Annotated in this window: 23 protein-coding genes and 1 pseudogene; 5 read left to right on the plus strand and 19 right to left on the minus strand. The window is 63.9% G+C overall.

All coding sequences use genetic code 11. The annotated features are described in order from the left end of the window. The 3 genes and pseudogenes from HYG77_RS31370 to HYG77_RS31380 all read left to right on the plus strand — a co-directional run bounded on the left by HYG77_RS31370 (position 1) and on the right by HYG77_RS31380 (position 3,575). Positions 1-1,522, plus strand: a pseudogene (locus HYG77_RS31370) (tripartite tricarboxylate transporter permease). 23 nt (positions 1,523-1,545) lie between these two features. Next, positions 1,546-2,805 (plus strand): CaiB/BaiF CoA-transferase family protein, encoded by a 1,260-nt coding sequence (locus tag HYG77_RS31375; RefSeq protein ID WP_244461425.1) that lies wholly within the window; start codon positions 1,546-1,548, stop codon positions 2,803-2,805. 47 nt (positions 2,806-2,852) lie between these two features. Further along, the gene (locus HYG77_RS31380; protein WP_208963608.1) at positions 2,853-3,575 is read left to right on the plus strand and encodes a helix-turn-helix domain-containing protein; all 723 of its coding nucleotides are present in this window, start codon (positions 2,853-2,855) and stop codon (positions 3,573-3,575) included. A 434-nt stretch (positions 3,576-4,009) separates the two neighbouring features. On the opposite strand, the gene HYG77_RS31385 is transcribed toward HYG77_RS31380, so the two are convergent. Then, positions 4,010-4,852 (minus strand): hypothetical protein, encoded by an 843-nt coding sequence (locus HYG77_RS31385; RefSeq protein WP_208963609.1) that lies wholly within the window; start codon positions 4,850-4,852, stop codon positions 4,010-4,012. A 260-nt stretch (positions 4,853-5,112) separates the two neighbouring features. On the opposite strand from HYG77_RS31385, the gene HYG77_RS31390 reads away from it, so the two are divergent. Then, the gene (locus tag HYG77_RS31390; RefSeq protein WP_208964219.1) at positions 5,113-5,919 is read left to right on the plus strand and encodes a crotonase/enoyl-CoA hydratase family protein; all 807 of its coding nucleotides are present in this window, start codon (positions 5,113-5,115) and stop codon (positions 5,917-5,919) included. Between the two features lie 84 nt (positions 5,920-6,003). Here HYG77_RS31390 and HYG77_RS31395 read toward each other — a convergent pair whose 3' ends face one another. The 18 genes from HYG77_RS31395 to HYG77_RS31480 all read right to left on the minus strand — a co-directional run bounded on the left by HYG77_RS31395 (position 6,004) and on the right by HYG77_RS31480 (position 23,961). Further along, complete coding sequence (locus tag HYG77_RS31395; RefSeq protein WP_244461426.1) at positions 6,004-6,630, minus strand: TetR/AcrR family transcriptional regulator; 627 nt, start codon at positions 6,628-6,630, stop codon at positions 6,004-6,006. A 175-nt stretch (positions 6,631-6,805) separates the two neighbouring features. Beyond that, positions 6,806-7,840 (minus strand): ABC transporter ATP-binding protein, encoded by a 1,035-nt coding sequence (locus HYG77_RS31400; RefSeq protein WP_005573104.1) that lies wholly within the window; start codon positions 7,838-7,840, stop codon positions 6,806-6,808. A gap of 71 nt (positions 7,841-7,911) precedes the next feature. Next, on the minus strand, positions 7,912-8,892 hold the full coding sequence (locus HYG77_RS31405) for an RDD family protein (protein WP_208963610.1): 981 nt from the start codon (positions 8,890-8,892) through the stop codon (positions 7,912-7,914). Continuing rightward, positions 8,889-9,683 (minus strand): hypothetical protein, encoded by a 795-nt coding sequence (locus HYG77_RS31410; RefSeq protein WP_208963611.1) that lies wholly within the window; start codon positions 9,681-9,683, stop codon positions 8,889-8,891. Before HYG77_RS31410 ends, HYG77_RS31405 begins: the two co-directional genes overlap by 4 nt. Before the next feature lie 33 nt (positions 9,684-9,716). Further along, positions 9,717-10,466, minus strand: a complete 750-nt coding sequence (locus HYG77_RS31415) for a hypothetical protein (RefSeq protein ID WP_208963612.1) — start codon at positions 10,464-10,466, stop codon at positions 9,717-9,719. Further along, positions 10,463-11,140 (minus strand): hypothetical protein, encoded by a 678-nt coding sequence (locus tag HYG77_RS31420; RefSeq protein WP_208963613.1) that lies wholly within the window; start codon positions 11,138-11,140, stop codon positions 10,463-10,465. Before HYG77_RS31420 ends, HYG77_RS31415 begins: the two co-directional genes overlap by 4 nt. Beyond that, the gene (locus tag HYG77_RS31425; protein ID WP_208963614.1) at positions 11,140-12,561 is read right to left on the minus strand and encodes an MlaD family protein; all 1,422 of its coding nucleotides are present in this window, start codon (positions 12,559-12,561) and stop codon (positions 11,140-11,142) included. The genes HYG77_RS31420 and HYG77_RS31425 overlap by 1 nt, the downstream gene beginning before the upstream one ends. Then, on the minus strand, positions 12,558-13,703 hold the full coding sequence (locus HYG77_RS31430) for an MCE family protein (protein ID WP_159928985.1): 1,146 nt from the start codon (positions 13,701-13,703) through the stop codon (positions 12,558-12,560). The genes HYG77_RS31425 and HYG77_RS31430 overlap by 4 nt, the downstream gene beginning before the upstream one ends. Then, positions 13,703-14,986 carry an MCE family protein gene (locus HYG77_RS31435; protein ID WP_244461427.1) on the minus strand — a complete coding sequence of 428 codons (1,284 nt, stop codon included), beginning with the start codon at positions 14,984-14,986 and terminating at the stop codon, positions 13,703-13,705. The genes HYG77_RS31430 and HYG77_RS31435 overlap by 1 nt, the downstream gene beginning before the upstream one ends. A 2-nt stretch (positions 14,987-14,988) precedes the next feature. After that, positions 14,989-16,242 carry an MCE family protein gene (locus HYG77_RS31440; protein WP_208963616.1) on the minus strand — a complete coding sequence of 418 codons (1,254 nt, stop codon included), beginning with the start codon at positions 16,240-16,242 and terminating at the stop codon, positions 14,989-14,991. Further along, positions 16,239-17,261 carry an MCE family protein gene (locus HYG77_RS31445; protein WP_208963617.1) on the minus strand — a complete coding sequence of 341 codons (1,023 nt, stop codon included), beginning with the start codon at positions 17,259-17,261 and terminating at the stop codon, positions 16,239-16,241. Before HYG77_RS31445 ends, HYG77_RS31440 begins: the two co-directional genes overlap by 4 nt. Continuing rightward, positions 17,261-18,454, minus strand: a complete 1,194-nt coding sequence (locus HYG77_RS31450) for an MCE family protein (protein WP_208963618.1) — start codon at positions 18,452-18,454, stop codon at positions 17,261-17,263. Before HYG77_RS31450 ends, HYG77_RS31445 begins: the two co-directional genes overlap by 1 nt. A gap of 16 nt (positions 18,455-18,470) precedes the next feature. Next, on the minus strand, positions 18,471-19,325 hold the full coding sequence (locus HYG77_RS31455; protein ID WP_005566170.1) for an ABC transporter permease: 855 nt from the start codon (positions 19,323-19,325) through the stop codon (positions 18,471-18,473). Then, the gene (locus HYG77_RS31460) at positions 19,322-20,038 is read right to left on the minus strand and encodes an ABC transporter permease (RefSeq protein ID WP_230990442.1); all 717 of its coding nucleotides are present in this window, start codon (positions 20,036-20,038) and stop codon (positions 19,322-19,324) included. The genes HYG77_RS31455 and HYG77_RS31460 overlap by 4 nt, the downstream gene beginning before the upstream one ends. A 582-nt stretch (positions 20,039-20,620) precedes the next feature. Further along, positions 20,621-21,859: an acyl-CoA dehydrogenase family protein gene (locus HYG77_RS31465; RefSeq protein ID WP_043788312.1), complete on the minus strand. Its 1,239-nt coding sequence runs from the start codon at positions 21,857-21,859 to the stop codon at positions 20,621-20,623. Positions 21,860-21,905: 46 nt separating this feature from the next. Next, on the minus strand, positions 21,906-22,319 hold the full coding sequence (locus HYG77_RS31470; protein ID WP_159928975.1) for an SCP2 sterol-binding domain-containing protein: 414 nt from the start codon (positions 22,317-22,319) through the stop codon (positions 21,906-21,908). A 447-nt stretch (positions 22,320-22,766) separates the two neighbouring features. Next, positions 22,767-23,015, minus strand: a complete 249-nt coding sequence (locus HYG77_RS40035) for a hypothetical protein (protein ID WP_244461428.1) — start codon at positions 23,013-23,015, stop codon at positions 22,767-22,769. 385 nt (positions 23,016-23,400) lie between these two features. Next, positions 23,401-23,961 carry a flavin reductase family protein gene (locus tag HYG77_RS31480; protein WP_005563686.1) on the minus strand — a complete coding sequence of 187 codons (561 nt, stop codon included), beginning with the start codon at positions 23,959-23,961 and terminating at the stop codon, positions 23,401-23,403. Positions 23,962-24,187: 226 nt separating this feature from the next. Here HYG77_RS31480 and HYG77_RS31485 point away from each other — a divergent pair, with 226 nt between their 5' ends. After that, positions 24,188-25,786 carry a carboxyl transferase domain-containing protein gene (locus HYG77_RS31485; RefSeq protein ID WP_208963619.1) on the plus strand — a complete coding sequence of 533 codons (1,599 nt, stop codon included), beginning with the start codon at positions 24,188-24,190 and terminating at the stop codon, positions 25,784-25,786. Positions 25,787-25,792: the final 6 nt, after the last annotated feature.

The following is a 25,792-nucleotide window of genomic DNA, read 5'->3' on the forward strand; positions in this document are numbered from 1 at the left end:
GTGGATTTCTCCGGCATTATCACCGGCGTCGAGACGACGCTGACACCAACGAATCTACTTTTTGTGCTGCTGGGCGTACTGGCGGGCATGGTCATCGGCGTGATCCCGGGCCTCGGTCCCACGGCAACGATCGCGCTCCTGCTGCCACTCACCTACAGCCTCGAACCCGCGACGGCCGTAATCCTGCTAGCGGGTATCTATTACGGTTCGATGTACGGCGGCACGATCACCTCCGTGCTGCTCCGCCTCCCCGGTGAGGCGGCGTCCGTGGTGACGACATTCGACGGCTACCAGATGGCCCGCCAAGGGCGGGCCGGGCCAGCCCTCGGCATCGCCGCAATCGGGTCCTTCGTCGGCGGCCTGGTCGCCGTCGTCGGCCTGGTCCTGCTGGCGCCGGTCCTGGCCTCCTTCGCGCTGAAGTTCGGGCCGCCCGAGTTCGCCGTCGTGGCGCTTTTGGGCATTGTGTTGGCGGCGTATCTCGCGTCACGGCGATTCGCGGCGGCCCTGTTGATGGCCTTCTGCGGGCTGCTGCTGGCCACCGTAGGGCAGGATTCGATCGAGGGCAGTGCGCGCTTCACGTTCGGCAGCCTCGAGTTGCTCAACGGACTGGACTTCGTCGCGGTCGCCATGGGACTCTTCGGGCTCGGCGAGCTGTTGTACACCCTCGAGCACTCGCGTCAGCCAGCCGGCACCGTCGCCCGTGTCGGACATGTGCTCCCGTCGCGAGCCGAGCTCCGTCAGTCCCGCGGACCGATCGCCCGCGGCAGCCTGATCGGGTTCGTTCTCGGGCTGGTGCCCGGTGGCGGTGGCATGGTGGCCTCGCTCGCCTCGTACGCGACGGAGAAGCGGCGGTCGAAGAATCCGGAACGCTTCGGCCGCGGCGCCATCGAGGGCGTCGCCGGCCCGGAGACCGCCAACAACGCGGGTTCGCAGTCGTCCTTCATCCCGCTGCTCACCCTGGGCCTGCCACCGAACCCGGTGCTCGCACTGATCCTGGGCGCGTTGCTCATTCAGGGCGTCACCCCCCGGGCCTCAGCTGATGAACGAGCACCCCGACATCTTCTGGGGAGTCATCGCCTCGATGGTCGTCGGCAACGTGATTCTGCTGGTGCTGAATCTGCCACTGGTGCGGGTATTCATCCGCATTCTCGACGTGCGCGTCGCGATCCTCGTCGCCCTCGCCGTCGTGGTCACCATGCTCGGGGTCTTCAGCATCAACAACAGCATCTTCGACCTGTGGGTGGTGCTCGTCTTCGGTGTCCTCGGGTACGCCATGCGCAAGCTCGGCTTCGAGCCCGGCCCGCTGGTGCTCGCCTTCGTTCTCGGAGTGCTGCTCGAGCCCGCCATTCGCCAGACGCTGCTCATCAGCGGCGGCGACGTCACCGTCTTCGTCACCCGACCGATCTCCGGCACCATGCTGGCCCTCGCCGTCGCGTTCATGGCGATCATGGCCGTGCGTTCCGTGCGCGGTCGCCGTACCCGACACGAAACCGACCGCCAACCCGAGAAGGCAACCCAATGACACAGACTGATTCCACTGCAACCATGCCCACCACACAGGCGACGCACGAGAATCTACCGCTGGCGGGCGTCACCGTCGTCGCACTCGAGCATGCCGTCGCCGTGCCCATCGCCACCCGGCAGCTCGCCGATCTCGGGGCGCGGGTGATCAAGGTCGAGCGAATCGACGGTGGCGACTTCGCCCGCGGATATGACGCCGCCGTGGCCGGCGAGATGTCCAGTGTGTTCCTGTGGACGGGCCGCGGCAAGGAATCACTGGCCCTCGACCTCAAATCGCCCGAGGGCCGCCAGATCATGCTGGAGTTGCTCGAGTCCGCCGACCTGTTCATGCAAAACATGAGTCCCGGGGCCGTCGAGCGGCTCGGGCTGGGCGCCGACGAGCTGACCCGCCGCAACCCACGCCTGATCGTCGTGTCCAACTCCGGGTACGGCACACCAGGACCCTACGCAGGCAAGCGTGCCTACGACGCACTGGTGCAGGCGGAGTCCGGAGCCGTAGCCGTCACCGGCACCAAGGACCTGATGGTCAAACCCGGCTTCTCGGCCGCCGACGTCGCCAGCGGTATGTACATGACCTCGGCGGCGATGATGGGCCTGTTCCAACGCGAGCGGACCGGGCAAGGAACCGTGGTCGACGTCGCGATGATCGACGCGATGACCGACTTCATCGCCAACCACATCTACTACGCCCAGCACCACGGCAGGCCGGCCGAGCGGATCAGCCTCGGCCATCCCTCCCTCGTGCCCTACGGCGAGTACGCCACACAAGACACCCCGGTGGTCATCGGCATCCAGAACGACCGCGAGTGGGCGCGCTTCGCCGAACACGTGATCGGTCGCCTGGAGCTGGTCTCCGACCCGCGGTACGCCACCAACGTGGCCCGGGCAGGGCGCCGCGACGAGGTCGACGCACTCGTCGCCGACACGTGCCGCGGATTCACCGCCGCCGGACTCACCGAGCTGCTCGACCGGATCGGGATCGCCTGCGCCCGCGTCAACGATCTCGCGGTGGTGGCCAAACACCCGCAGTTGATGGAGCGGGGCCGATGGATCGAAACACCCACGCCCGTCGGGCCTGTGCCGACCCTGCGCCAGGTGATCACCGAGCGCGGCAAGGAGTACCCGGCGCGCCCGGTACCCGCCCTCGGGGAACATTCGCGACAGTTGCTCGCCGAGCTCGGCCACGACGACGATAGGATCGACGATCTCCTCCGCCGCGGAATCGTGGCGACCTCCGACGCCAGCCGCGGTGCCGGGGAGATCGCGGCCGCCGGGGGACGATAAACTCGCCGTCACCACTGGCGGAAAAGGATGGCGCGGAAGGGTCGGACATGGCTGACAGCGAGGGACACCGAGCAGTCTCCCGAGCGCTGCATGCGCTGGAACTCGCGGCCGGGTCCAAGGACGGAATTACTCTGGGCGAGCTGGCACACCAAATGGGGGCCGCCAAGTCATCGCTCCACCCACTGCTCAAGGCACTGGTCTTCCGCGGCTATCTCACATACGACGGGTCGCGCTACCGCACCGGCCCGTCCATCGGCGCCCTCGCCGCTGTCGACAGGCCGTCGATCGTGCCGATCGCGCAGCCCTTCATGGAGGACCTTCTGCGACAGTTCGACGAAACGGTCATGTTGGGCCGCGTGGTCGGAGGTACCCTCATCTACCTGCACAATGTGGAGTCCAATCAAGTTGTGAGATATTCACCGCCACGGGTTCGCCCTCCCAGCGACCACCCGTCGTCCACCGAGAAGCTCTACCTCGCCGAGCTCGACGACGAGCAAATCGACCGCTACATCGACGAGCACATTCACCCTGCGAAGCGAGAGGTTCTGCGCGCCGAAATCCTCGAAGCCCGGGCCACCGGCGTGGCCTTCAACCACGGCGACACCTTCCCCGACCTCAGCGCCGTCGCCGCACGCATCGTAGTAGGTGACAGTCTCGCGGCATGCCTGGCCATCGGCGGGCCCAGCCGACGCATCGAAAGCCGAGTGAATGAAATAGCCTCCGCCACAACGTACGCCGCTAACAGTATCGCCAAACTGCTACTCCGGTGAGCCGCGAACTGGCGACAATCTGAGCGGTCGCCGGCCAGTCCGGCGCCGGATAACGGCGCACCCAAGCAGGTAACGTGACCGAGGCGGGCGGCGGCATCGCGCACAATCCTCCGCGCCACCGAGTGGACCCGCACCCATCGCCCCGCAGGAGAGGATGGGCCCGTTGAACCCGGCCAATCCAACCCGGTGTGCGGACCGAGCGCCGCGATCCCGCAAGTACGGCGCGAGGCCAGCAGCAGGACGAGTCCCAGCGCCGCGGGCCCGCGTTCTTCGAGGAGATCAGGCACGGGGGCACCGCTCGGAAGAAGATCGAGGTCGACGAGCACTCCCAGTCCGGCACTATCTTGGAGACCCTGGCGACGCTACGGCCGACGTTCGAGGAGGACGGCTTCGCAGACGCTGTCCTGGGTCGATGTGGTTCCCCTTCCCCGCATTCAGGCGGCCGCGACCGCGTCTGCCTTCGGAGCCGGCGCGCCGTCCGGCTCGGGCGTAGCAAACGGCCGAGGAAGAAACTTGCTCGCGCCGTTCACCGCCAAAGTGCACAGCGTCATAGTAAGTAAGGTTGCTGCCCAGACTATTCCGCTAGAGAATTCGGACTCGTCGAGATGTAGCGCGATGATGATTGGTGCACCGAGGCCGAAGTTCGCACCGAACATTGTGACGGGGAAGACCGCTAAGAGACCGATGAGGCCCCACGCGGTGGACACCCGCCGCCAGAGCTGCACCGCCAGTACAGTAAACAGCACCACCTGGGTTCCCTCGAGTACGCCGATGACCAACGGATAGTTCCAGATCCGCAATTCGTACGGCCCGTAGTAGGTATAGACATTCGTACCAGTGCCGATGACCTCGAATACGCATGAGGTGATGATCTCGGCAATCCAGATCAGGAACAGATGCTTACGCCGCAGGCTCCCCTCGTACATGCGGCGGCCCGCATAGAGGCAGGCGCTCGCGTACAGGATGATGTAGCCGCTATGCGACCAGTTCGGCTGAACGACCCCGAATGCAGTGAAGTGGGAGTACATCGCTCCCGGCTCGCCGTTGTGGACATCGTAAAACCAGAGGTCAAAAGCTACATCGTAGAGCGGTTCGGCGAAGGCCGCGATACCGGCCGCCAGACAGGCCAGCAGATAGAAGGGAGTCCGCTGCCGGACGCACATTCGGAAGGCAATGGCCAGCATAATGGCGACTATGGCCCAACTCAGCCAGGTGAAGATACTCTGCCAGATCATGTCGAGTTCATGCTGCATGACCTCGGGTGGCATGCGCCCCATAGCTGCTCCTAGTCCAACATCTTTGTACGAACCGTCACCGCCTGGCCGGTGTTGGCCAACGGTCCTTTGAGGCTAGGTCCGCCAGGCGATGTCGCACATCTCCCCAGGGGGGTACGGGAATCACACTTTGGGGGTAGGCGTCGGTCACCGGGGGAAGGCCCAATGCCGGCGATCGGGAGGGACGAGAATTGAGGATCGAGGAATGCGTCACTCGCCGGCGGCTTTCGGGTAGAGCAGTCCTGGAGTTAGAGTCAACCACCATGAGTGATAAACGAATTCGTCTCAGTGTGAGCGACAGCGGTGTAGCGATTGTCACGATGGTCCGTGCCGACAAGCACAATGCGTTGGACAAGGCTATGTTCGAGGGGTTGCTCGAGGCCGCGGATCGCCTCGCGACGGAGCGCACGGTGAGAGCGGTTGTGCTTCACGGCGAGGGGCGCAGTTTTTGTTCGGGTTTGGATATTTCGAGTTTTCTTGCTGATTCAGCGGGAGGTATCGATGCCTTGTTCGTCCGGGAGGATGGGCGACTTGCTAATTTCGCCCAGCGCGCGGCGTATGACTGGTCGGGAGTTCCTGTGCCCGTGATTGCCGCGATCACGGGAAGCTGCTTCGGTGGCGGTATGCAGATCGCGCTCGGCGCCGACATTCGCATCGCTGCGCCCGACGCCCGGTTGTCCCTCATGGAGGTCAAGTGGGGACTGGTGCCGGACATGGCTATCACTCAGTCCCTACCACGTGTCATGCGCATCGACGTGGCGAAGGAACTCACTTTCACCGGACGTATCGTCTCGGGCTTGGAGGCGAGTTCGTTGGGGTTGGTCACTCGCACGGCGGAGGACCCGCTCAGCGCAGCACTCGAATTGGCTGATGAGATCGCCGCGAAGTCGCCGGACGCGATCCGGGCGGCCAAGCGGCTTTACGATGAGACCTGGAGTGGCGGGGACACAGCGGATGCGCTGGCCCTGGAGTCCAGGCTTCAATTGGGACTGTTGGGTACACCAAACCAGGTCGCCGCTGTCGCTGCGGGCGTCTCAGGGCGCGCCCCCACGTTCACCGACCCGGCATGAATCACGTTCTATTGAAGTGTGATCGGCGCTTCGGACGTACTGGAGGAGCCCCGATCTAGGTGTCCGCCCGATAGCCCACCGCGTTCAATGCAATGGCACCATATTTCTGCGCGACGGCATGGGGTTTGGGCGGACACTCGACATACCAGCCGGGAATGGCATCACACATGTCGAGCAATGCCCTTGTGGTGAGCACGGGATCCGCGACGGTGAATAGCCCGCGCCTGCGCCCTCTCGCACGATCCCGAGGAGCAGATGTTCGATCCCCGTTCGCACACGCTCGAAGCGGTCGCGATTCGGTGCGCTGAGGAACCGAATATCCGGCTCCAACGCCATCATCCGGGGGTCGACGAGGGTTCCGAGGAGTATCGATTCGACCACATAGGGCAGTCGGACCTCCGGCTTGTCCCCGCCCTCGTCCCGCGCGGCGTACGCGCGGGAGAGGACGTCCTTGGTCGCACACTCGAGCAGAGCTGTGAAGATGCCTTCCTTGTTCCCGTGATAGTAGTACAGCGTGGGCATCGTCACGCCTGCGCGTTGAGATATCTCTCGCACCGTCGTTCCGCGAAACCCGTTTTCGTGGAAGGCGTCCAGGGCTCCGCGGAGAATGGGTGACAATGCTGGTTGCGCCACATATCGCCAATCCGGTTCGTCGAGTACCGCTGTTGCCTCGTCGACTATTGCTGACGGTACTCGTCGCCGTGAAGCCATCGGTCCTGCCTGTGTCGCTCGTCCGTCGATCTGGGCTGTCGCCGTTTTTACAATGGAGGGAGGTGACCTCGAACGAGTAACCATGCAATCGCGGTGACGAGGTTCTGGATCGGGTCAACCAGGTCGATGATCATCTGATCTCTCTTCTTTCGTGGGTTGGTCGGGGTCGGCCGCGCTAGTCGACCGCGTACATCTCGTCCGTGATGACGGCCGGAAATTCTTCGGTCAGTGCCGTTGATTCGAAGCTCTCCTGGATCGCGAGCTGGGCACTGAAGGGCAAGGTGTCCATGATCTCGCGCACCCTTTCTTGCCTGCGGGCGACGGCTTGGCGGAATGGCATGCCGGGGGTGGCCTTCATCTGCGGGACGATGCCCTCGACGTCGTCGACACCACCGGCGTGGTGACCGGCGTCGACCATGGCCTGCTCTGCGGCCATCTGCGCGTCGTCCTTCTCCTCGGACATGCCGATCGGGCCGATCATGGTGCCGTTGAGGAACTGCTTGACCACCGGCTCCTCGCTGGTGAGCAGCACCTCACGGGGCCCGAACATCACCAGTTGGCGGCGGAAGAGCATACCGATGTTGTCCGGCACTGTGCGGGCGAGGTTGATGTTGTGCGAGACGATCAGGATCGTCGCATCGATCTCGGCGTTGATGTCGATCAAGGTCTGCGAGATGTAGGTGGTGCGGACCGGGTCCAGGCCGGAGTCCGGCTCGTCGACCAGGATGATCTGCGGGTCCAGTACGAGGGCCCGTGCCAGGCCGGCGCGCTTGCGCATGCCTCCGGAGATTTCGCCGGGCAGTTTCGTTTCGGCGCCGATCAGTCCGGTCAGTTCGAGCTTTTCCATGACGATCTTGCGGATCTCGGACTCGCTCTTCTTGGTGTGCTCGCGCAGCGGGAACGCCACGTTGTCGTAGAGGTTCATCGACCCGAACAGGGCACCGTCCTGGAACAGCACGCCGAACAGCTTGCGGATCTCGTAGAGCTCCTTGGTCGAACACTCCAGGATGTCGGTACCGTCGATCACGATCGATCCTTGCTCCGGGCGGAGCAGACCGATCAGCGACTTCAGGAACACCGACTTACCGGTACCCGACGGGCCCAGCAGCGCGCTGACCTCGCCGGGCGGAAGCGTCAGCGACACGTCCTGCCAAATCTTCTGCGATCCGAAAGACTTCGTCAGATTGGTGACCGCTACCTCGACACCCATTGTTTTCCTCACTCTCACGGCCTAGGGAGTTGGTGCTACGCAGCGGTGGCCACTATCCGCTGCAGTATTGGTCAGAACAACGGCTCGAATCGGCTGATCAACCAGGTCTCGTCGACGCGGGTGAGTCCGACCCGAATTGCATTCTGTGACTGCGTCGTTTCGGGACTGCTTGCCGTCGTGGTGCTCTGATTGATGTAGACGAGAACCGATGCTTGGTCTGCGGACACCGATTCGACCGCAGAGCCTGCTGCGGACGCCTGCATCGTTACCTGCTTGTCTTTTGCCGTCGGCGCGACCACATCTTTCGCCAGCTTTGTGTATGTTTCGAGGAAATCGCCGGTCAGCACGCCGCGTGCGGCATCCAGATCCTGATCGACGGTGTCGGGCTTGTACGACAACAGCGCTACGGCGCCGTCGGAAGCGACCTGCGTCACGGACCCGTGCGCTGCCACGACGTCCTGGTCGCCGGCGCGTTGGACGAAGAATTGGACGAGGACGAGGACGAGGATTGCACCGAGCGGGATCATCGCTGCGGCGGTCATGCCGAGTCGGCGCCGACCATGGGTCGGCCCCTCCGTATCGGAGGTCCTGACCACTGATCCGGCGATGTTGTCGGCGTATGTGCGTCGCTGTCCCCGATGGAGGGGCCAGAACCGCCCGATGAGGAACAAGATCCCGTCGACGGGCAGGCACCCTACCCGGATCGTTGCACGGACGATGCCGATCGGAGCTCCCGCGGTGGTGGATACAGTGCGGAGGCCCTCGAGGTACTTGCCGGCGGTTCGCCCGGTGCGGCCCTGGCAGTTGATGCTGTTGGCGACGATGAAGAGCCCGGACACGGCCACGATGCCCCAACACAGGACGGCCCATACCTGCCCCGCCAGAATTTGGGACAGCACCCCTGCAGATGCCGCCGCGGCGAGGGGTGGGCACATGTCGACTGCCAGTGCCCGGGCGCGGCGCACAAGAGATGCTCCCTGCTCCCCCGCGCTGTCGCGCTCGGGTTCTGCGTTCTCTTCTTTCACCTGGGTATCGATGTTCAGTGTCGTCATTGGACGAATCCCACCTTCGACAATTTGAGTTGCCCGTCGACGTCGACAACGTCCACGCGCAGCTGGTACTCCTGTGGCTCGATCGTCGCCGTCATACCGGGATCACCGCCCGACGGCTGGGCCTGATCTCCCGCCGCTCCAGTGGCGGGGTCAGCGGAACCGGGTCCGGCGAGCGGTACGTTGCCGTCCGCCGACGCGGCCACCAGAACAGTGGTGCTGCCGTCGTCATTTCGTCGCTCGATGCCGGATTCGACGGCATGGCCGACGGTGACGTTGCCCGCTGCTTTCATGGTGTCGAGGACGGTCTGTTTGCGGGCGTCGAAGTCGTCGTGCCACTGGCCGGCTGCGTTGTCGAGGATGCGTTGGACGTAGGCGTCGGGATCGTCTTTGCTCGTCGAGATAAGCTGCACAACTGCGTCTTCGGCGAAATGCATCAGGGCCTGGTCCGCCGAATCGCGTTGTTCGACCTCGCGGTGATCCCACCATGCCTTGATACCGGAGGCGGATCCGGCGAGGGAGGTCACAATGAGGAACGCGACCGCGGCGCGGTAGATCGTTGTACCCCGGCGCCCGCGCAATGCACCACGCCGTCTTGCCGGACGCTGCGGCTGCTCGTCGGCAGCCGGGTCTGGGGAATCGTCCGGCGGACGTGGTTCTGCCGCTTTCGCGGCGCGCTCGGCGGCAGCGAGTGCGGCCTCCGCGGCCGCGCGGGCTTCGATTGCGCGGGCGCGCAGGGTCGTGGTGTCGTCGTCGATCCGCGATCGTGACGTGTTGGTGGATGTTTTCGTCATCCCAGCCTCCTTGGACGTTTCAGCACGGGTATCTCACAGGGGCTCGAGTCGGGAGATGAGCCACTGATCGCCGGATGCCTCCAGCCGGACTCGTACACTGCTGAAGAGGTACGTCGGATCCGGTTTCGCGGCGCTGGCCGTGGTGCCGCGGAGGAAGACGAGTACCACCGCGGAGTCGGAGTCTGCTGAAACCACCGACGTTCCGCTCGCTTCCCAATGCGTCTCGACCTGACCTTGCTTCGCCTGCGGGATTATGGTCTCGGTGGTCAGCTTTGTGTACGACTCCAAGAATTCGCCGGTCAGATGACTTTTGGCCTGGGCGACGTCGTCCTCGACGGTGGGCGCCTTGTAGGTCAGCACCCCTGCGGTCAGTTCACCGGCCTTCTCGGCAACAGCGGCCCGTGTCCGTTCGGTGTGTTCGTCGGAGACGGTGAGGTGCAGGTGTGCCACGGCGGCGAAGGTTGCCGTCGAAGAGGCCAGGAGCGCCACCGCAACCAGTGTGCGCGTGCGCCGCCCTCGGATGGTCAGGGAGTGGGCGAACGCGGCCTCACTGCGGTAGGTCAGAGCGCCGGTGACGAGGACAACGAGTGTGCCCGCAACGATGAACCAGAGGGGGAACTCGAGAACTGCGCCGGTGGCCACGACGGCGCCGAGTGCGACCGCGGTGAGTCCGCATCTGAGGAATACGGCTTGCCTGGCGGTGGCCGGATTCGGTGCGGCCGCGGCGCGCGGTTCCTGTGTCGGTTCCGCTGCGGCATGTTTGTTCTCGAGTTCACAGGTCATGGCACGACCTCCACTTTTGACAGTTTGTAGGACCCGTCGACATCGACGATGCCGACGCGTAGACGCCAGGTTCGTGGCTCGTCCTTGGCGCCGGCGGCGTTGCTTACCTTCGACACCGCCGATACCAGGACGGTCGTGCTGCCGTCGTCGTTTCGGCCCTCGATGCCGGCACCGAGAATTTCGCCGCTCGACTCGGTCTTCGACTCGGCGATGGCGGAGACGAACTGATCTTTTGTGCCTTCGAATTCGGTGAGCCACGATCCGGTCGCGTCGTTGATGATGCGGTCCGCGCCGGCCGCGGGATCCTGCGAGCTCGGGGAGATCAGGTTGAGGACTGACTGCCGGGCAGCGCCGAGCATGGCCAGATCCTGATCGCTCGCGTCCTGGCTGTCCTGGTGCGCGTGTGCGAGGGCCCCCGCGGCCACCAACAAGCCCACCAGGGCGACCGCGAACAGCGCCGTCGCGAGGGTGTTCCATCGGCGTGAGCCTGGTCTGCGGCGCCGCGGATCGTGGCGGACGGCTGGTACGTCGCCGGTGTCGCCTTCTTCCTGTGCGGCGGCCGCGGCTTCTGCTGCCTCGGCTGCCTCGACGGCCGCCTCGGCAGCCTGCCGTGCGTCGAGTGCGGCGCGGACGGCGGCGACATCCGATACGGTGTCGGATTTACGTCGGAGCATCAGTGGCCTCCTGTCAGAATCGCCTGGACGGGCGATGTGTCACCGTGCGCAGATCCGGTGCGGCTGAGCTCTGTTTGCGTGTATGTTCTGCCGTCGCTGCCCTGATACTGGCCGGACCGTGGGTTGTAGCTTGCCGTCCCGATTTGGGGGGCGGCCGGTTCTTGTGTGTGGGACGCGGGGGCGGCGGAGTTGCCGGTGGTCGGTGTCGGGTCCCCTACCCAGGGGTTGGTTCCCGACGAGGTGTACGGCTCGTCGCTCTTGCAGATCTCGACGGTGGGGGCGCGTTTGCCGGGGTTGTCCATGCACGGCAGGTTCCGTGCGCCGCGCACGGCGACCGACGAGTCCTGCGGCACCGCGCAGAAGATCGGGTCGGATGTGCGCGTCGGTGCGTCGACGGCAGAGCCGTCGCGCCGTTCCGAGGCGGGAAGGAACCCGGTTGTGCAGGGCGGGGGTGCGTTCAGATTCAGGTTGAAGTCGAGGAATGCGCCGTTGGACGTTCCCTGGTCGGGGACGTTGATCGTCTTGAGGGCGCTGACGCTGGCGGGCAGCAGGACCAGCAGCTGTTCCAGCGATTGATTGTAGGTGACCGCGACCTGACCGAGACTGGTCAGGTTGGCCGCCAGCAGTGGGGCGGTGGGGTGCAGTTGCTGGAAGAGTGCACTGGCCTCACTGGCCGCTGCGGGGCTGGTTTCCAGGATGTGTCGGACGTGCTGGTCGTTCGCGTCGGCCTGTTGGACGGTGCCCGCCAGGTTCGCCGCCCACTCGCGGATGGCGGGGCTGCTGACTTTTTGGGAGTCCAGAAATGGTGCCGCGTCGTTGATCAACGTGGTGGTGGCGTCGGCGTCGGTGTAGGCCTGGTCCAGTACCCGGTCGGATCCGTTGAGGATCCGTTGCAGTGAGGGGCCGGACCCCTCGAAGGCGGTGTGTGTCTCGTCGATCAGTGCGCTCAGCTGTTGCTGCGGGATCGAGGTGAGGCTGGCGTTGAGGGTGTCGATCATCGGTCCGATGTCTTGCGGCACACTCGCTTGGCTCGCTGGTACGACCGCCCCATCCTCGAGGAACGGTCCCTCGAGCGAGCTGGGAACGAAGTCGAGGTACTGTTCGCCGATCGCGGACCTGCTGTGCACCTGGGCTTCGGCTGAGACCGGAATGCGGACCGAGCTATCGAGATTCAGCGTTGCACGTGCCCCGCCGGCGGTGGGGGTGACATCGGTGACGGTACCGATGGTCGACCCGCGATAGGTGACGTTCGCGCTGCTGTACAGCCCACCACTCGTCGGAAGTTCGACAGCGACCGAGTAGCGCCCGATGCCCGCCAGCGCGGGCAACCGCATGTACACGACACTCATCGTGGTCAGGGCAATCACGGTGAGGACGGCGAAGATGATCAGCTGAATCTTGACGAATTTCGACAGAATCATCGGGTACCCCTCATCGCAACGTTGTCGAGTCCCGCCGTCAGCGGGTTCTTCGTCGAGACCGCCGGAATTCGACCCTCCGTACGACCAAGGGCGGTTTCGGCATTGGTGAGCGACCCCTCGAGGGGTGTCCCCTGCAGTAGTCCTCGGTCGAGGCGACCCATGGTGAGATCGACGGTGGCGGAGAGGTTACCGGCGTCGCCCTTGAAGAACTTCGGAATATTCTCCAGCGGCCACGGATACGTGGGAAGCAGACCCAGTGCCTGGGTGAGGTCGGAACCGGAGTTGCCGAGTTCGCGCAATACCGGCTCGAGCTCACGGACGTTGCCCTGTACGTCTTCCGAGCTCGCCGTGACAACCCGGTTCGCCGAGTCGGCGAAGTTTCCGACGGAGGTCACCGTGTCGGTGAGCTTCCTCTGCTGTTCGTCAAGGATGGCCAGCGCGGGCGGGATGCGTTCGAGCGCGCCGGCCAGTACGGCGTTCTGCTGGTCGACGGTCGAGGCAAGGCGATCGAGGCCTTCGGCGGCGGTGATGATGTCATCGCGCTGTTCGTTGAGACTGCCGCTGAACGTATCGGCTTGATTGAGAAGGTCACGGACTTCTCCCTCGTGCCCGGACAGCCCAGCGTTGAGTTCACCACTGATTTCCTGGATCTGTGCGAGGCCTCCGCCGTTCAGCACGGTCGACACCGACGCGAGTGTCTGTTCCGTGGTCGGATAGGTGCTGGCGTTGTCGATCGGGATCGTGTCGCCGTCGCGGAGTTCGCCCGCGGGTGGTTCCGTCAATGGTGGTGCCAGTTCGATGTGCAGCGAACCGAGCAAACTGGTCTGCCCCACCTTCGCTGTCGCGTTGCCAGGGAGGTGGACGTCGGACTCGAGTGAGACCGTAACGACGGCGTGCCATCCGGCGAGCTGCACGTCGTCGACGTTGCCTACCGTGACATCGCCGACGCGTACCCGACTGTTGCGCTGGATCGACGTCACGTTCGGCATCTCGATCTTGACGGTGTACGAGCCGTCTTCGGAACCGGCGGTTCCTGGCAGTGGCAGGGAATTGGCGCCTTGCCAGTCACAACCCGACACCGTGAGGGTGAATCCGCCGACGAGTGCCACGATGGCACCTCGGGTGAATTTGTTGTTGGCCATTATCGCCCACCTCCAGCGTTCGCGGGTGCCGGGATTCCGAGCAGCCCTGCCAGTCCGGCGGGTGCGCCGACGGGCTCGACAGCTGCGGGAGCAGGCACCGTACCGCGCAGCCATTCTTCGCTGTAGTCGATCTGCTCGGGTCTGACCTGTTTGCCGGCCACCGGGTTGATTCCGACCGGTGGGTAGTTCATCTGCACGAGCTGCAATACCGGTGCGAGCTGTTGGACACACAGTTTCGCCGCCTCGGCCGCACCCAGCTGGCTTGCCGCCTGGATTGCGCCACAGATGAACTGCACCGGGTTCTGAAGCTGGGTGACAGCCAGCGCGCCGGTGAAGGACCCGTGTGCGGGTTCGTAGATGTTGTAGAAGTTCTGGATTGCCGTCGGACCGACGTGCAGAAGTTGCTCGATGTCGGGCCGAATCTCGTTCAACGACGTTGTCACGGTGGCGAGGTCGCTCACCGATTTGCTGAGCCCGTCGCGGTTGTCTTTCACAAACTGCCCCAGCCGGCTGGTCATCGCATCGATGTTCTGCAATGCGGTCGCCAGTTCCTGATCGGAGTTGTCGAGCACCGACGACACCGAGGCGACGTTCTGATTCAGCTCGACGATTTGATCGTCGCTGGCGGCGAGTGCGGTCATGAATGCCTGCAGGTTGCGCACGGTGGCGAAGAGATCGTCGCGGCCGTCCGACATCGTCGACATGGCATCGGAGAGCTTGGTCAAGGTCGAATTGATGTCGTCACCCTTGCCGGCCAACGACTCGGCTGCCGTGTCGACGAAGTCGCCGAGAGAGCCGGCCTTGTTGGCCTCGGTCGGGCCGATCGATTCGGCGAGATGCTGCAGCTGTTCCCGAAGGTCGTCCCATTCCACTGGCACAGCGGTGCGTTCGATCGGGATCTGTCCGCCGTCACTCAGTTCGGGGCCGCCGGTGTACGCGGGTGTCAGTTGGATCGCACGTGAGGAGATCAGACTCTGTGACAGTACCGCCGCTTTGGCCTGCTGAGGGACCTTGTAGTCGGCGTCGTAGTGGAACCCCACCCGCATCCGCTCGCCGTCGGGATCTATGGAATCGATCACCCCGACGTCGACGCCGAGGATCTTGACCTTGTCCCCGACGTACAGGCCGTTGGTGTTCTCGAAGTACGCGACCGCGGACCTCGTGGTGACTCGGTCATACGCGCGCCATGCGAGGCCGAGTGTTCCGGCCACGAGTAGGACGACGACGGTCAGGATTATGGTTCGCCGTCGGGTCGATCCGCGTGTCATCAAAGACGCGAACATGGTCATCCTCCCAATCCGGGTAGCGGCGGAAGTCCAGGTAGCTGCGGTAGTGGCGGCAGCTGAGGCAGGCCGGGCAGTGCGGGTGGTCCGGGCTGGGCCGGAGCGGCTGCGGGAGCGGGAGCGGCGGGGTCGCCGGGTTGGACGGGGCAGGTGCTCGGATCGGGAAGCGGCGAGGTGTGGCCGGGCGGGGTCAGCCCCGGGGCCGCGTTGTGTCCACATGTCACCGGGAACTGGTTTTGCCCGTTGAGCGTGCCGGGGTTGACGCCTTGCTCCCGGAATGCGGCGTCGATGAAGGGCTGCAGGAACTGGCCGGGAAGCAGATTCATGATGTACGCCTTGAAGAACGGGCCGGAGGCCACCGATTCACCGAGCGAGGTGATGTATTGGCTTGCCGGCAGGATCGCCTTCTTCACATCGTCCTTACGTTCGTTCAAAAGTGCTGTCACACCGTTGAGTTGATCGAGTACCGGCCGGAGTTGGGCTTCGTTGTCATCGACCAGCGACGCCACCTGAGCGGTGACGGCGGACAGGTTCACCAGGAGCGTGTCGATCGCCTGTCGGCGCTGATCGAGCGCGGTGAAGAGTGTGTTGCTGTCGAGGAGCAGCTTGTTGATCTGTTCGCTGCGGCCGCCGAGGACCTTGGTCAGTGATTCCGCGTTGTGGAACAGGTCCTTGACCATCTGATCGCGGGTGCCCACGGTGTCCGAGAGCCGGGAGACCCCGTCGAGCGCGGCACTGAGGTTCGGTGCGGTCTGATCAAGGGTTTGGCTGAGGGTGTCCAGTGCGTTGGTGACCTGGTCGGTGTCCAAGTTGCTCACGGTGGTGGACAGGTCGCCGAGCGCATCGGTCAGGAGATAGGGGGTGGAGGTGTGCTCGAGCGGGATCGGCTGATCGGGTGAGAGCGCCTTGTCCCCCTTCGGCGTGACCTGCAGGAACTTTCGTCCCAGCACGGTCAGTGTCTTGATCGATACCTCGGAGTCCACGCCCAGACGTGGGGCGTCCACACTGAATGCGATCCGAACCTTGTCGCCGTCGAGGTCGATGTCCTCTACATCGCCGACGTGGACGCCGGAGAGGAACACCTTGTCGCCGGTCTCGAGCCCGCCTGTGTCACCGACGTATGCGGTGTAGGTCACCGACGAGCTCAGCGTGGAGGCGATGCGGTCGAAGTTGACCGAGATCAGCACCAGGGCCGCGACCACCAGGACGCCGATCAGACCGGTGCGTACCGTGTTCGTTTTCTGTGTTCGGCTCACTGTGCTGTACACCTTCCTGCCCGCTGTCCGATGATCGGGATGAGGGCGGGATTACCGTCAGGGCCATTGACTTTCAATGTGACATCGCAGAGGTAGAACGTGAAGAAGTCGCCGTAGAGTCCGAGTCGGGCGAGGCGACCGTACGCATCGGGGAGCGTACTGAGCGCCCAGTTGACGTAGTCCTTGTCTGCATTGATGTTGCTGGCGACTCGTCCGATCTCGGTGACGTCGTTCCTGATCGCCGGGCGGGCGTTCACCAGGAGGTCGGCGACGGAGGCGGACGCGTCGTTGACGCGGACGAGGGCGTCGCCGATCGGGTCGGACTGCTCGGAGAGTCCACTGATGACTTGCTGCAGTTTGTCGATACCTTCGTCGAACTGTTTGTTGTGTTCGTCGACCGTGCCGAGGACCCGGTTGAGGTTGTCGATCACCGAGCCGATCAGCTGATCACGGTCGGCCAGTGCGGAGGTCAGTTCGCCGGATTGTTTCAGGAAGTCCGATACCGTTCCGCCCTGTCCTTGCAGAACATTCACCAGTGAGGTCGAGAGCTTGTTGACCTGATCGGGGTCCAGTGCTTTGAACAGTGGCCGGAAGCCGTTGATCAGGGCATCGAGATCCAGCGCGGCCATCGTGCGATCTGCCGGGATGGTCGAGTCCTCGGGCTGTGTGGTGTTGGACCCGGGGCTGTCGAGCAGTTCGAGGTAGTGGGCTCCGATGAGGTTCTCGTACCGCACGGCGAGCTTGGTGGATTCGGTGAACGGCACGGCCTTGGTGAGCGAGAACTCGACCAGGGCGGTGGCCTCGTCGACGATCTCGACGGACTTCACCTTCCCGACTTCGACGCCGGCGACCCGCACGAACTCGTCCGACTTCAAACCGGATGCGTCAGCGAAGGCGGCCTTGTAGGTGCGTTCGCTGCCGAACCGCACCTGGGAGAAGACCACGACGACCGCGGCGGTGAAGAGCACCATGATCACCGCGAAGAGGGCCAAACGTGCAATGGTTCCAGTGATTTTCATTAGCGTGCAGGCCCTCCCACGATATTCCCGAACAGATAGTCGACGAAGAATGGAGAACCCAGACGGGGGCTGGTCGCATCGGCGATCGATGCGCCGGTGTCGGTGACCAGCACGGGCGACGGGTACATGTCTTTGGTGATCATCGGATAGCACCCCGGTTGCCCGCCCGGACCGCCGGATGCCTCGACCTTCGGCAGGTTCTCTGGGTAGCGATACGGGTCGTCGCCGGGAAGGAACCCGACATCGAGGTCGAGAGAGTAGCCGGTATTGTCACCGAACGAGTTCGACAAGACGTCGCGGGTGTCGACCGATTGCTGGAGTAGACAGGTGATTTCGGGGCTGTACTTGGACAGAAGGCCTGATGTCGGCAGCAGTAGCCGCATGGAATCGACCAGCCCGCGCTCGAGGTCATTGGTCAGCGCCGCGCCGTCGTTGCCGAAGTTCACCGCTGCGGTCAGCGTCGAATCGAGCTGTTCCTCGCGCTCGACGACCGAATCCGACGTCGTGGAAGCGAATTTCAGTAAGTCCATCAGGGTGGGCGCGACATCGGCGTAGGTGTTGACGACGGTGGACGTGTCACGGAGATCGCTCTGCAGTTGCGGCAGGACCGGGTTGAGTCGGACGAGGACGGAATCGGCCTTGACCATGGTGTCGCCCAGCTGCTCCCCCCGGCCGCGCAGACCCTCGGCGACCGCGCCGAGTGCCGAGTTCAGCTTCGCCGGGTCGACGTGGTGCATCACCGACGTCAAGTTCTCGAATACGGTGTTGATCTCCGTCGTGACGTTGCCCGACCGGACTTCACTTCCCGCGGCGAGCTGACCCTGCCGTGAGGCGCTGGTCAGCGCGACATACTTGGCGCCGAACGCCGTCGTCGCTTTGATCTCGGCGGTGGTGTCGGCCGAGAGCAGGTCGAAGCGTGCCGAATCGATATCGAGGCTCAGCCGCGAGGTACCGGCCACCTGCTGGACTTCCTTGACCCTGCCGATCTCGACACCATTGAGTTGGACCTTGGCCCCGGGTTCCATCACCAGGCCGGACCTTTCGGCGACGACGGTCAACGGAACGGTTTCCCCGAAGGCCCCGCGGAATGTCTGCATGCACAGCACCAGGGCCGTGACGACGCCGACCAGCATCGCGGCGCCGGCGACCCGGAGCGGTGGCTGTTTGTAGTGTGATTTGTTGCGTGTTCCCATCAGCGCGTTCCCCCGTCTAACCGGCCAGGTTGAAATTGCCGGATGTTCCGTAAATGGCAAGTGAGGCAAACAGAACCACCATCACCACCGCGATCAGTGACGTGCGTACGGCCCGTCCGACCGCCTCGCCTACACCGGCGGGGCCACCGGCGGCGTTGTAGCCGTAGTAGCAGTGGATCAGCATGACCACGGTGGCCATCAGTAGGGCCTCCAGGAAGGACCAGAACAGGTCGCTCGTCCGCAAGAAGGTGAAGAAGTAGTGGTTGTAGACGCCGGCGGACTGGCCGTAGATCCCGGTGGTCGTCACCTGGGCCGCGAGGAACGACATGATGACGGCCATGGAATACAGCGGGATGATGGCGACGATGCCGGCGATGGCCCTGGTCGACACCAGGTAGGACATCGACCGGATGCCGGTCACTTCGAGTGCGTCGATTTCCTCGCTGATCCGCATCGCCCCCAGCTGGGCGGTGGCACCCGCACCGATGGTCGCTGCCAGCGCGATACCGGCGACCACGGGTGCCATGATCCGGACGTTGCAGAACGCTGCGAAGAACCCGGTCAGCGCCTCCACGCCGATGTTGCCCAGCGAGTTGAACCCTTGGATAGCGGCGAGGGTTCCGCCGGCGAAGGTCATGAATCCCACGATCGCCACGGTGCCGCCGATCACCGCCAAGGCCCCGGATCCCATGCCGATTTCGGCGATCAGCCGGAGGGTTTCGCGCGAGTATGTCTTCAGGGCGTGCGGAGTGAACCGGATGGTTCGCCAGAAGAAGACTGCCTGTTCACCGAGGGATTCGAGAAACCGCAGCGGTGCCGCTGCGACCTTCGATGCTCGTCGTTTTCCGGTCAGACTGTTGGTCACGGTCATCGCCCCGTTCCGTATTTCACGCCGATGGCGGTGACAATCACATTCACTGCGAACAAGGCCATGAAGGCGTATACGACCGTCTCGTTGACGGCGTCACCGACGCTCTTGGGGCCGCCCTTCACCGTGAGCCCACGGTGGCACGCCACCAGACCCGCGATGAGGCCGAACAAGCATGCCTTGACCTCGGAGATGATGACCTCCGGCAACCCGGTGACGAAGGTCAGCGACGACACGTATGCGCCCGGGGTGACGTTCTGGAACACGACGGAGAAGAAGAAGCCTCCGACGATGCCGATCGTGATCACCAGCCCGTTGAGCAGCAGCGCCACCAGGGTGGAGCCGAGCACGCGCGGGACCACCAGACGCTGGATCGGGTCGATGCCCAGTACTTTCATGGCGTCGATCTCCTCGCGGATCGTCCGGGCTCCGAGGTCGGCGCAGATCGCGGTGGCTCCGGCGCCGGCCACGACCAGAACGGTGACGAGCGGGCCGATCTGGGTGACCGCGCCGAGCGCCGCCCCGGCACCGGACAGGTCGGCAGCGCCGAACTCGACCAGGAGGATGTTGAGTGTGAAGACCACCAGAACGGTGAACGGCACCGCGACAAGCAGGGTGGGCAGCAACGCGACGCGAACGATGAACCAGGACTGCAGAACGAACTCTCGCCATTGGAACGGGGGGCGGAACAGCGCCCGGAATGTCGCCGCGCACATCTCGAAGAATGCGCCCAGGGGCCGCAGCGCCGATTCGGCCCAGCTCCGAGCCTTCCCGGGCTTGCGGACAGGCGCGTCGCGGCCCGGTGCACGCGGATCTACAGCGAGCGGTGGGGAACCGGTCACCGGTTTCCTCCTCGTCAAATGGAAAATGAAGTGTGTCGAGCGACTGATCGGGCTACTCGGGCCCATCCACAACCAGATATGTTGTGCGCCGCATCACATTTGAATGGTAGGGCTACGCTAGATCACAACACAAGTAAATTGCGATTCACTTCCTCCGTTTGGGGGAGCAATCTCACCCCGAAGTGGCAGGAAACCGCGTCGGAGTTCCCCCCCGAGGGGGATGAGGGGAGGAGAAAGTGATCCGCAATGTACTTTTGCCCCCATTTGGGGACCTCCCGTAGCGGCGTATGGAACGGCCGACCCGCCCACACAGCAAGGAGGCAACCGCCGGCAACGCCTCTACAGGCCCCTGTCGCCCCCCTGTCGCCGCGCGCGGATGGAGGTTCGCGGCGCCTACGCGAAAGCCCTCCGGCGTCCCGCTCGGGGCGGGAACCGGAGGGCTTTCGTGGAAGCCGATCAGTCGTTGAGCTGCTCGGGCTGCAGAAGATACTCGCCGATGTACGTGCGAGACTGGTCGGAGTTGAGCGGCTGGAACATCGAAGCCGCCGAATCTCGGTACAGACGCTCGAAGATCGCGCCCTTACGGAACGACGACCCGCCGGCCATGCTCATGGCGTGCCTGGTCATGTGCATGACGTTCTCGGCGACGAAGGTCTTGGCTAGGCCGATGTACGGGAAGCGGAGCTCCAAGGGCCATTCGTCGTCCTTGCCGTCGAGGAGTTCTTGGCAGGTCTGGTAGAGGACCCGGCGCGAGATCTCCACGCGCGAGGCCATGTCGCCGATACCGTCGATGATGTGGCCGACGCCGGAGACCTTGGTGTCCTCTGCGACGATGGCACCGAAGGTGGCGCCGAGGGTCTTCTTCGACAGGGTGGCGCGAGATTCCTCGAGAACGCGGTACTGCATACCCAGGTAGATGCTCGCGAACATCAGTGATGCCCACTCGAGGACACCGAATGCGCCGGAGCGCCACTCACAGATGAACCCGTCTTCTGGAACGTAGTAGCCCTCGAAGTGGATGGTCTGCGTACCGGTGGCATGCATACCGAGAGCGTTCCAGGTCTTTTCGATGCGGATGCCGTCACCCTGGCCGTTCTCGTCGACGTTGAAGTCGCCGATGAAGAAGCTCTCCGCGTTGACGCGCTCCTGGAAGTCCTCCGGGAGATTCCCCTCGGCGTCGGTGATCGTCGCGTTGGTGGTGATGATATCCGCGGCCTCACACAGTGTTCCCCAGGTCTTCTTGCCGTAGAGCTTCCATCCGCCGTTGGGCTGGGGAATGGCCTTCATGTCGGCGAGGCCGCTGAATCCGGCTCGCTGCTCGGAGAACGGACCGAACATGATCTCGCCGTCGGCGACGCGTCCGAGCCAGTACTTGTTCTGCTCTTCACTCATCAGGTTGCCGGCGATGCCGACCATGATGTAGTGCATGTTGTAGGCCAACGTGATTGCGGAGTCGCCTTTGGACAACTCGCTGATGACCTTCGATGCCTGCAGCAGGTTGCCGCCGGGTCCGCCGAACGCCTTCGGCACCGGAAGGGATCCGAGTCCGGATTCCTTGAACGCCTTGATGGACGGGTATGCGAACGTGTTTTCCGCGTCGTACTTGGGGCCGATCTCGCGGAAGAACTTGGAAAGCTCTTCCGCCTTCTCGAAGTAGGGCTGGAACTCTTCGTCGGTCATGTCCTGCTCTAGCATGTGCACTCCAATTGCTGTGTCGTTTATGAGTTGTTCAAGCGTGGTGTCAGCCGATCAAGAGGTCTTCGCGGCCGTTTTCCTTCAGAAGCTGCTTGTAGACGTCGAACAGGCCGCCGGTGAGTGGGAGAAGCTTGAGCGCCACCGAGCGTTTGCCGTCGAGTTTGACCTTCCGCTGTGCCATCGCCAGGGTGAAGTTGAGCTTGCCCTGCCAGAACTTGTTGCTGTTGTCCGACGACATCCGCAACTGCACCGTGGATGCCATTCCCTCGGTCGCATCGCCCGTGGTGACCTTCTGCCCCGGGAAGTCGATGATCATCACCGCGTCCGGATCTGTCTGGATCAGCTTGATCACCAGACCGGTCCCCGCGGTTGCGTCGATGAAAGTCTTTTCCTTCGTGGCTCTGTCGAAAATTCCACCGATATAGGTGTAGACCTCGTCGGCGTTGGCGAATGTACTCATGTCGACCCTTCGGTTCCGGTGCTGGATGAACCAAGTGTGGCAGCGGTCACTCCGTGTCCACACCCCTCTGAAGAGGGATTTCACCCCCCACGTTGGGGAGATAAGTCGGCGGCGCAATTCCAGATGCCCGCACGGGTCCCGGAGGTGCGTGTGCGCGCCGGCCACGAGCTCGCCGTCGGTAGAAAGTTCTCGAGAGAGGTTATTTCGCAACAGTTTCGAGCGGAACGGCAGAGATCGTCGGCGGCGTCGAACGAGCAGGACGGGATCGAACGGTGCGCCGAATGCGTTTTTGAGGGGCGGCAGGCGGGGGGGGAAGGGCGGGGTTGGGGGCGCGCACCTCCCCCGCTTCCGTTCTTCGGGTCGGGCGGATGGCAGCGCCCGCCTGGTGGAAACACGGAAGGCCGCGTCGTCATCGACGCGGCCTTCGTGAGCGAGGTACAGCACGATCTACCGGAGAGGGCGTGCCAGGACCGCCCCTTCGGGGGGCGGGTAGACGCCCCGGAGCGTTAACCACGGCAGCGACTCGTTCACAACGTGGTCGAGCACTGCAGGTTCCGACATTGGCAGAAGGGTGACACCGTCGACGACACCGACGACGTACAGATCCGCGATCAGGCTGGCGAGTCCGATGGGTGTGCCGATGTATTCCAAGGACTCGCTCGGTCGTGGGCCCGGCAGCATGCTGTCGAGCGTCATCAGCTCCTTGCGCGCGGACCCTGGCCTCCGGCGCGATGAGCACCGCAATGTCGACGAGCACCGCGATATCGTCGGGATGACCTCCCTTGGCCTGAATCTCCGATCGCAGCGTCGCGCGCTCTCGATGAGCTTGGGCCATGTCCGCGGCCTGTATCCGCACGATCGTCGCGTGATCGTGCGGGAGACCGCCGTCGTCGTCGGCTCCGCGCAGGTCCACCCAGCGAGACTCTGGACGCCCGGACCGAGGGCCGATGCTGAGCGCGGGGTGGTGGCCGTAGCCGTTGAGTTCCGCGGCGACCCTCAGGGCGGGTCGGGACGTTGCGTTCAGGCTTGTCATGGCACATTTCTCCAGTTGGGGTGCGGGGGAGGCAGTGGCCGTGGCGGTCTACGACCCGAACGGTACGGCCCGGTGGTAGCGGCCCTCGTGATACAGCAGAGGGGCCGCGTCCGAGGTTTGGTCGGCGTCATCGATGTGGATCTCCTCGACCGCCCCGATGACCAAGGTGTGATCACCGGCCTCGATCAGCTGATGCACGCCGGTCCGCAACCAGCAGTGCGTGTCGCGCAGGAGGGGCTCTCCGGTGGACAATGTCACCCAGGCCGATTCGTCAGCGAAACGCTGATCGGCACTCGCGGAAAAGCGTTGCGCGAGTGGGAGTTGGTGATCTCCGACCAGATGGACGATCAACGATTGCGCCTGGTGTAGGGCACTGATGCTCGACGAGGTGTGTGCGATATTGAACGACACCAGTGGCGGGTCCAGTGACAGAGACGAGAACGAGGTCGCGGTGAACCCGACCGGTCCGTTCGCGGAGTCGAGGGTGATGATCGTGACGCCGGCGGGATGACGACGAAGTGCCGTCCGGTAGAGATCGGCATCGATAGCGGTGGACGCTCCCGCCCGTTGGGCGGAGTTGTCGAGGGACTGGGACAACGGATTCTCCATTCAAGCGGAAAGGTTCTCTGCAGCCGACGGCGATCTTCCTCGGCATTTAGTGAAGCCTGATGTACATGAGCTGAGATTGCCGCTGCGTTACCTCCTACGATAGCGCCGAGTCGGAGCGATCTCAAGATGTAAGTGTACGGCGATTCACTTTTGGGTTACTCTGGTCACAGCTTCGATGCTCGCCCTCGTCGGTGAGAGTCCCCAGATCTGAAAGAAAGGCGTACGGATGCCCGTACTCGACTCGGTGATCGACACGTCATCGGATACCTATCAGGAGAACCGCAGTGTTCAGCTCGCCGCGGTCGCCGCGCTGAATGAGCAACTCGACCTCGTCATCGCGGGTGGTGGCCAGCGGTACACCCAACGCCACCACGATCGCGGACGCCTACTGGTCCGCGAACGGATCGAACTCCTCATCGACCGCGATGCTCCGTTCATGGAGTTGTCACCCTTGGCGGCGTGGGGAACTCAGTTCAACGTCGGGGCGGCCATCGTCACTGGCGTCGGCGTGGTTTCCGGTGTCGAAACCATGATCATCGCCCACGACCCCACGGTGCGGGGCGGAACGATGAACCCCTTCACGTTGAAGAAGAATCTGCGTGCGTTGGAGATCGCTCGCGTGAACCGGCTGCCGGTGGTCTACCTGGTGGAGTCCGGCGGCGCCGACCTGCCGACGCAGTCGGAACTCTTCGTGTTCGCCGGCAAGATCTTCCACGATCTGAGCGAACTGTCGTCGATGGGGATTCCGACCATCGCGCTGGTCTTCGGCAACGCCACCGCCGGTGGCGCATACGTCCCTGGCATGTGTGACTACGCGGTGTTGGTCGACAAACAGGCCAAGGTGTTCCTGGGTGGCCCCCCGCTGGTGAAGATGGCCACCGGAGAGGACGCCAATGACGAGGACCTCGGGGGTGCGGACATGCACTCGCGTGTTTCCGGTGTGGCCGACCAGTTCGCCGTCGACGAGAACGACTGCATCAGAATCGGCCGCGACATCGTCAGCCACCTCAATTGGCGCAAGTTCGGGCCGGCCCCGTCGGCGGCCGCCGACGACCCGCTGTACGACGCCGAGGAACTTCTCGGCATCGCCTCCGGGGACCCTCGGGTCCCGTTCGATCCCCGGGATGTCATCGCGCGTGTCGCCGACGGCTCGAGGTTCTCCGAGTACAAACCACGCTACGGGTCGAGTCTGGTGACCGGTTGGGCATCGATCCACGGATTCCCGGTCGGAATCCTCGCCAACCACCGCGGGGTCCTCTTCAGCGAAGAGGCCAAGAAGGCCACCGAGTTCATTCTGTTGGCGAACCAGACCGACACCCCGCTGATTTTCCTGCACAACACCACCGGCTACATGGTCGGCACCGAATACGAGCAGGGTGGCATCATCAAGGACGGTTCCAAGATGATCAATGCGGTCACCAACAGCAAGGTTCCGCACATCACGATCAACGTCGGCGGTTCCTTCGGTGCCGGAAACTACGGAATGTCCGGTCGCGCATACGATCCCCGCTTCATGTTCACGTGGGCAAATGCCAAGCTCGCGGTGATGGGTGCGCAGCAACTCGCCGGTGTGATGTCGATTGTCGGCAAGACCGCCGCAGAGGCCGCGGGTCGTGAATTCGACGCGGAGGCCGATGCCGCGCGCACCGCCGCGATCGAGCAACAGATCGAGTCCGAGTCACATCCCTTCTTCATCTCGGGACGCCTCTACGACGACGGCGTCATCGATCCACGTGACACCCGCGCGATCCTCGCGATCGCGTTGTCCGCCGCCCATTCCAACCACATTGCCGGCCAGCGTGGCTACGGCGTCTTCAGAATGTGAGTACCG

The organism is Rhodococcus sp. ZPP (assembly GCF_017656075.1).
GTDB lineage: Bacteria > Actinomycetota > Actinomycetes > Mycobacteriales > Mycobacteriaceae > Rhodococcus_F > Rhodococcus_F oxybenzonivorans.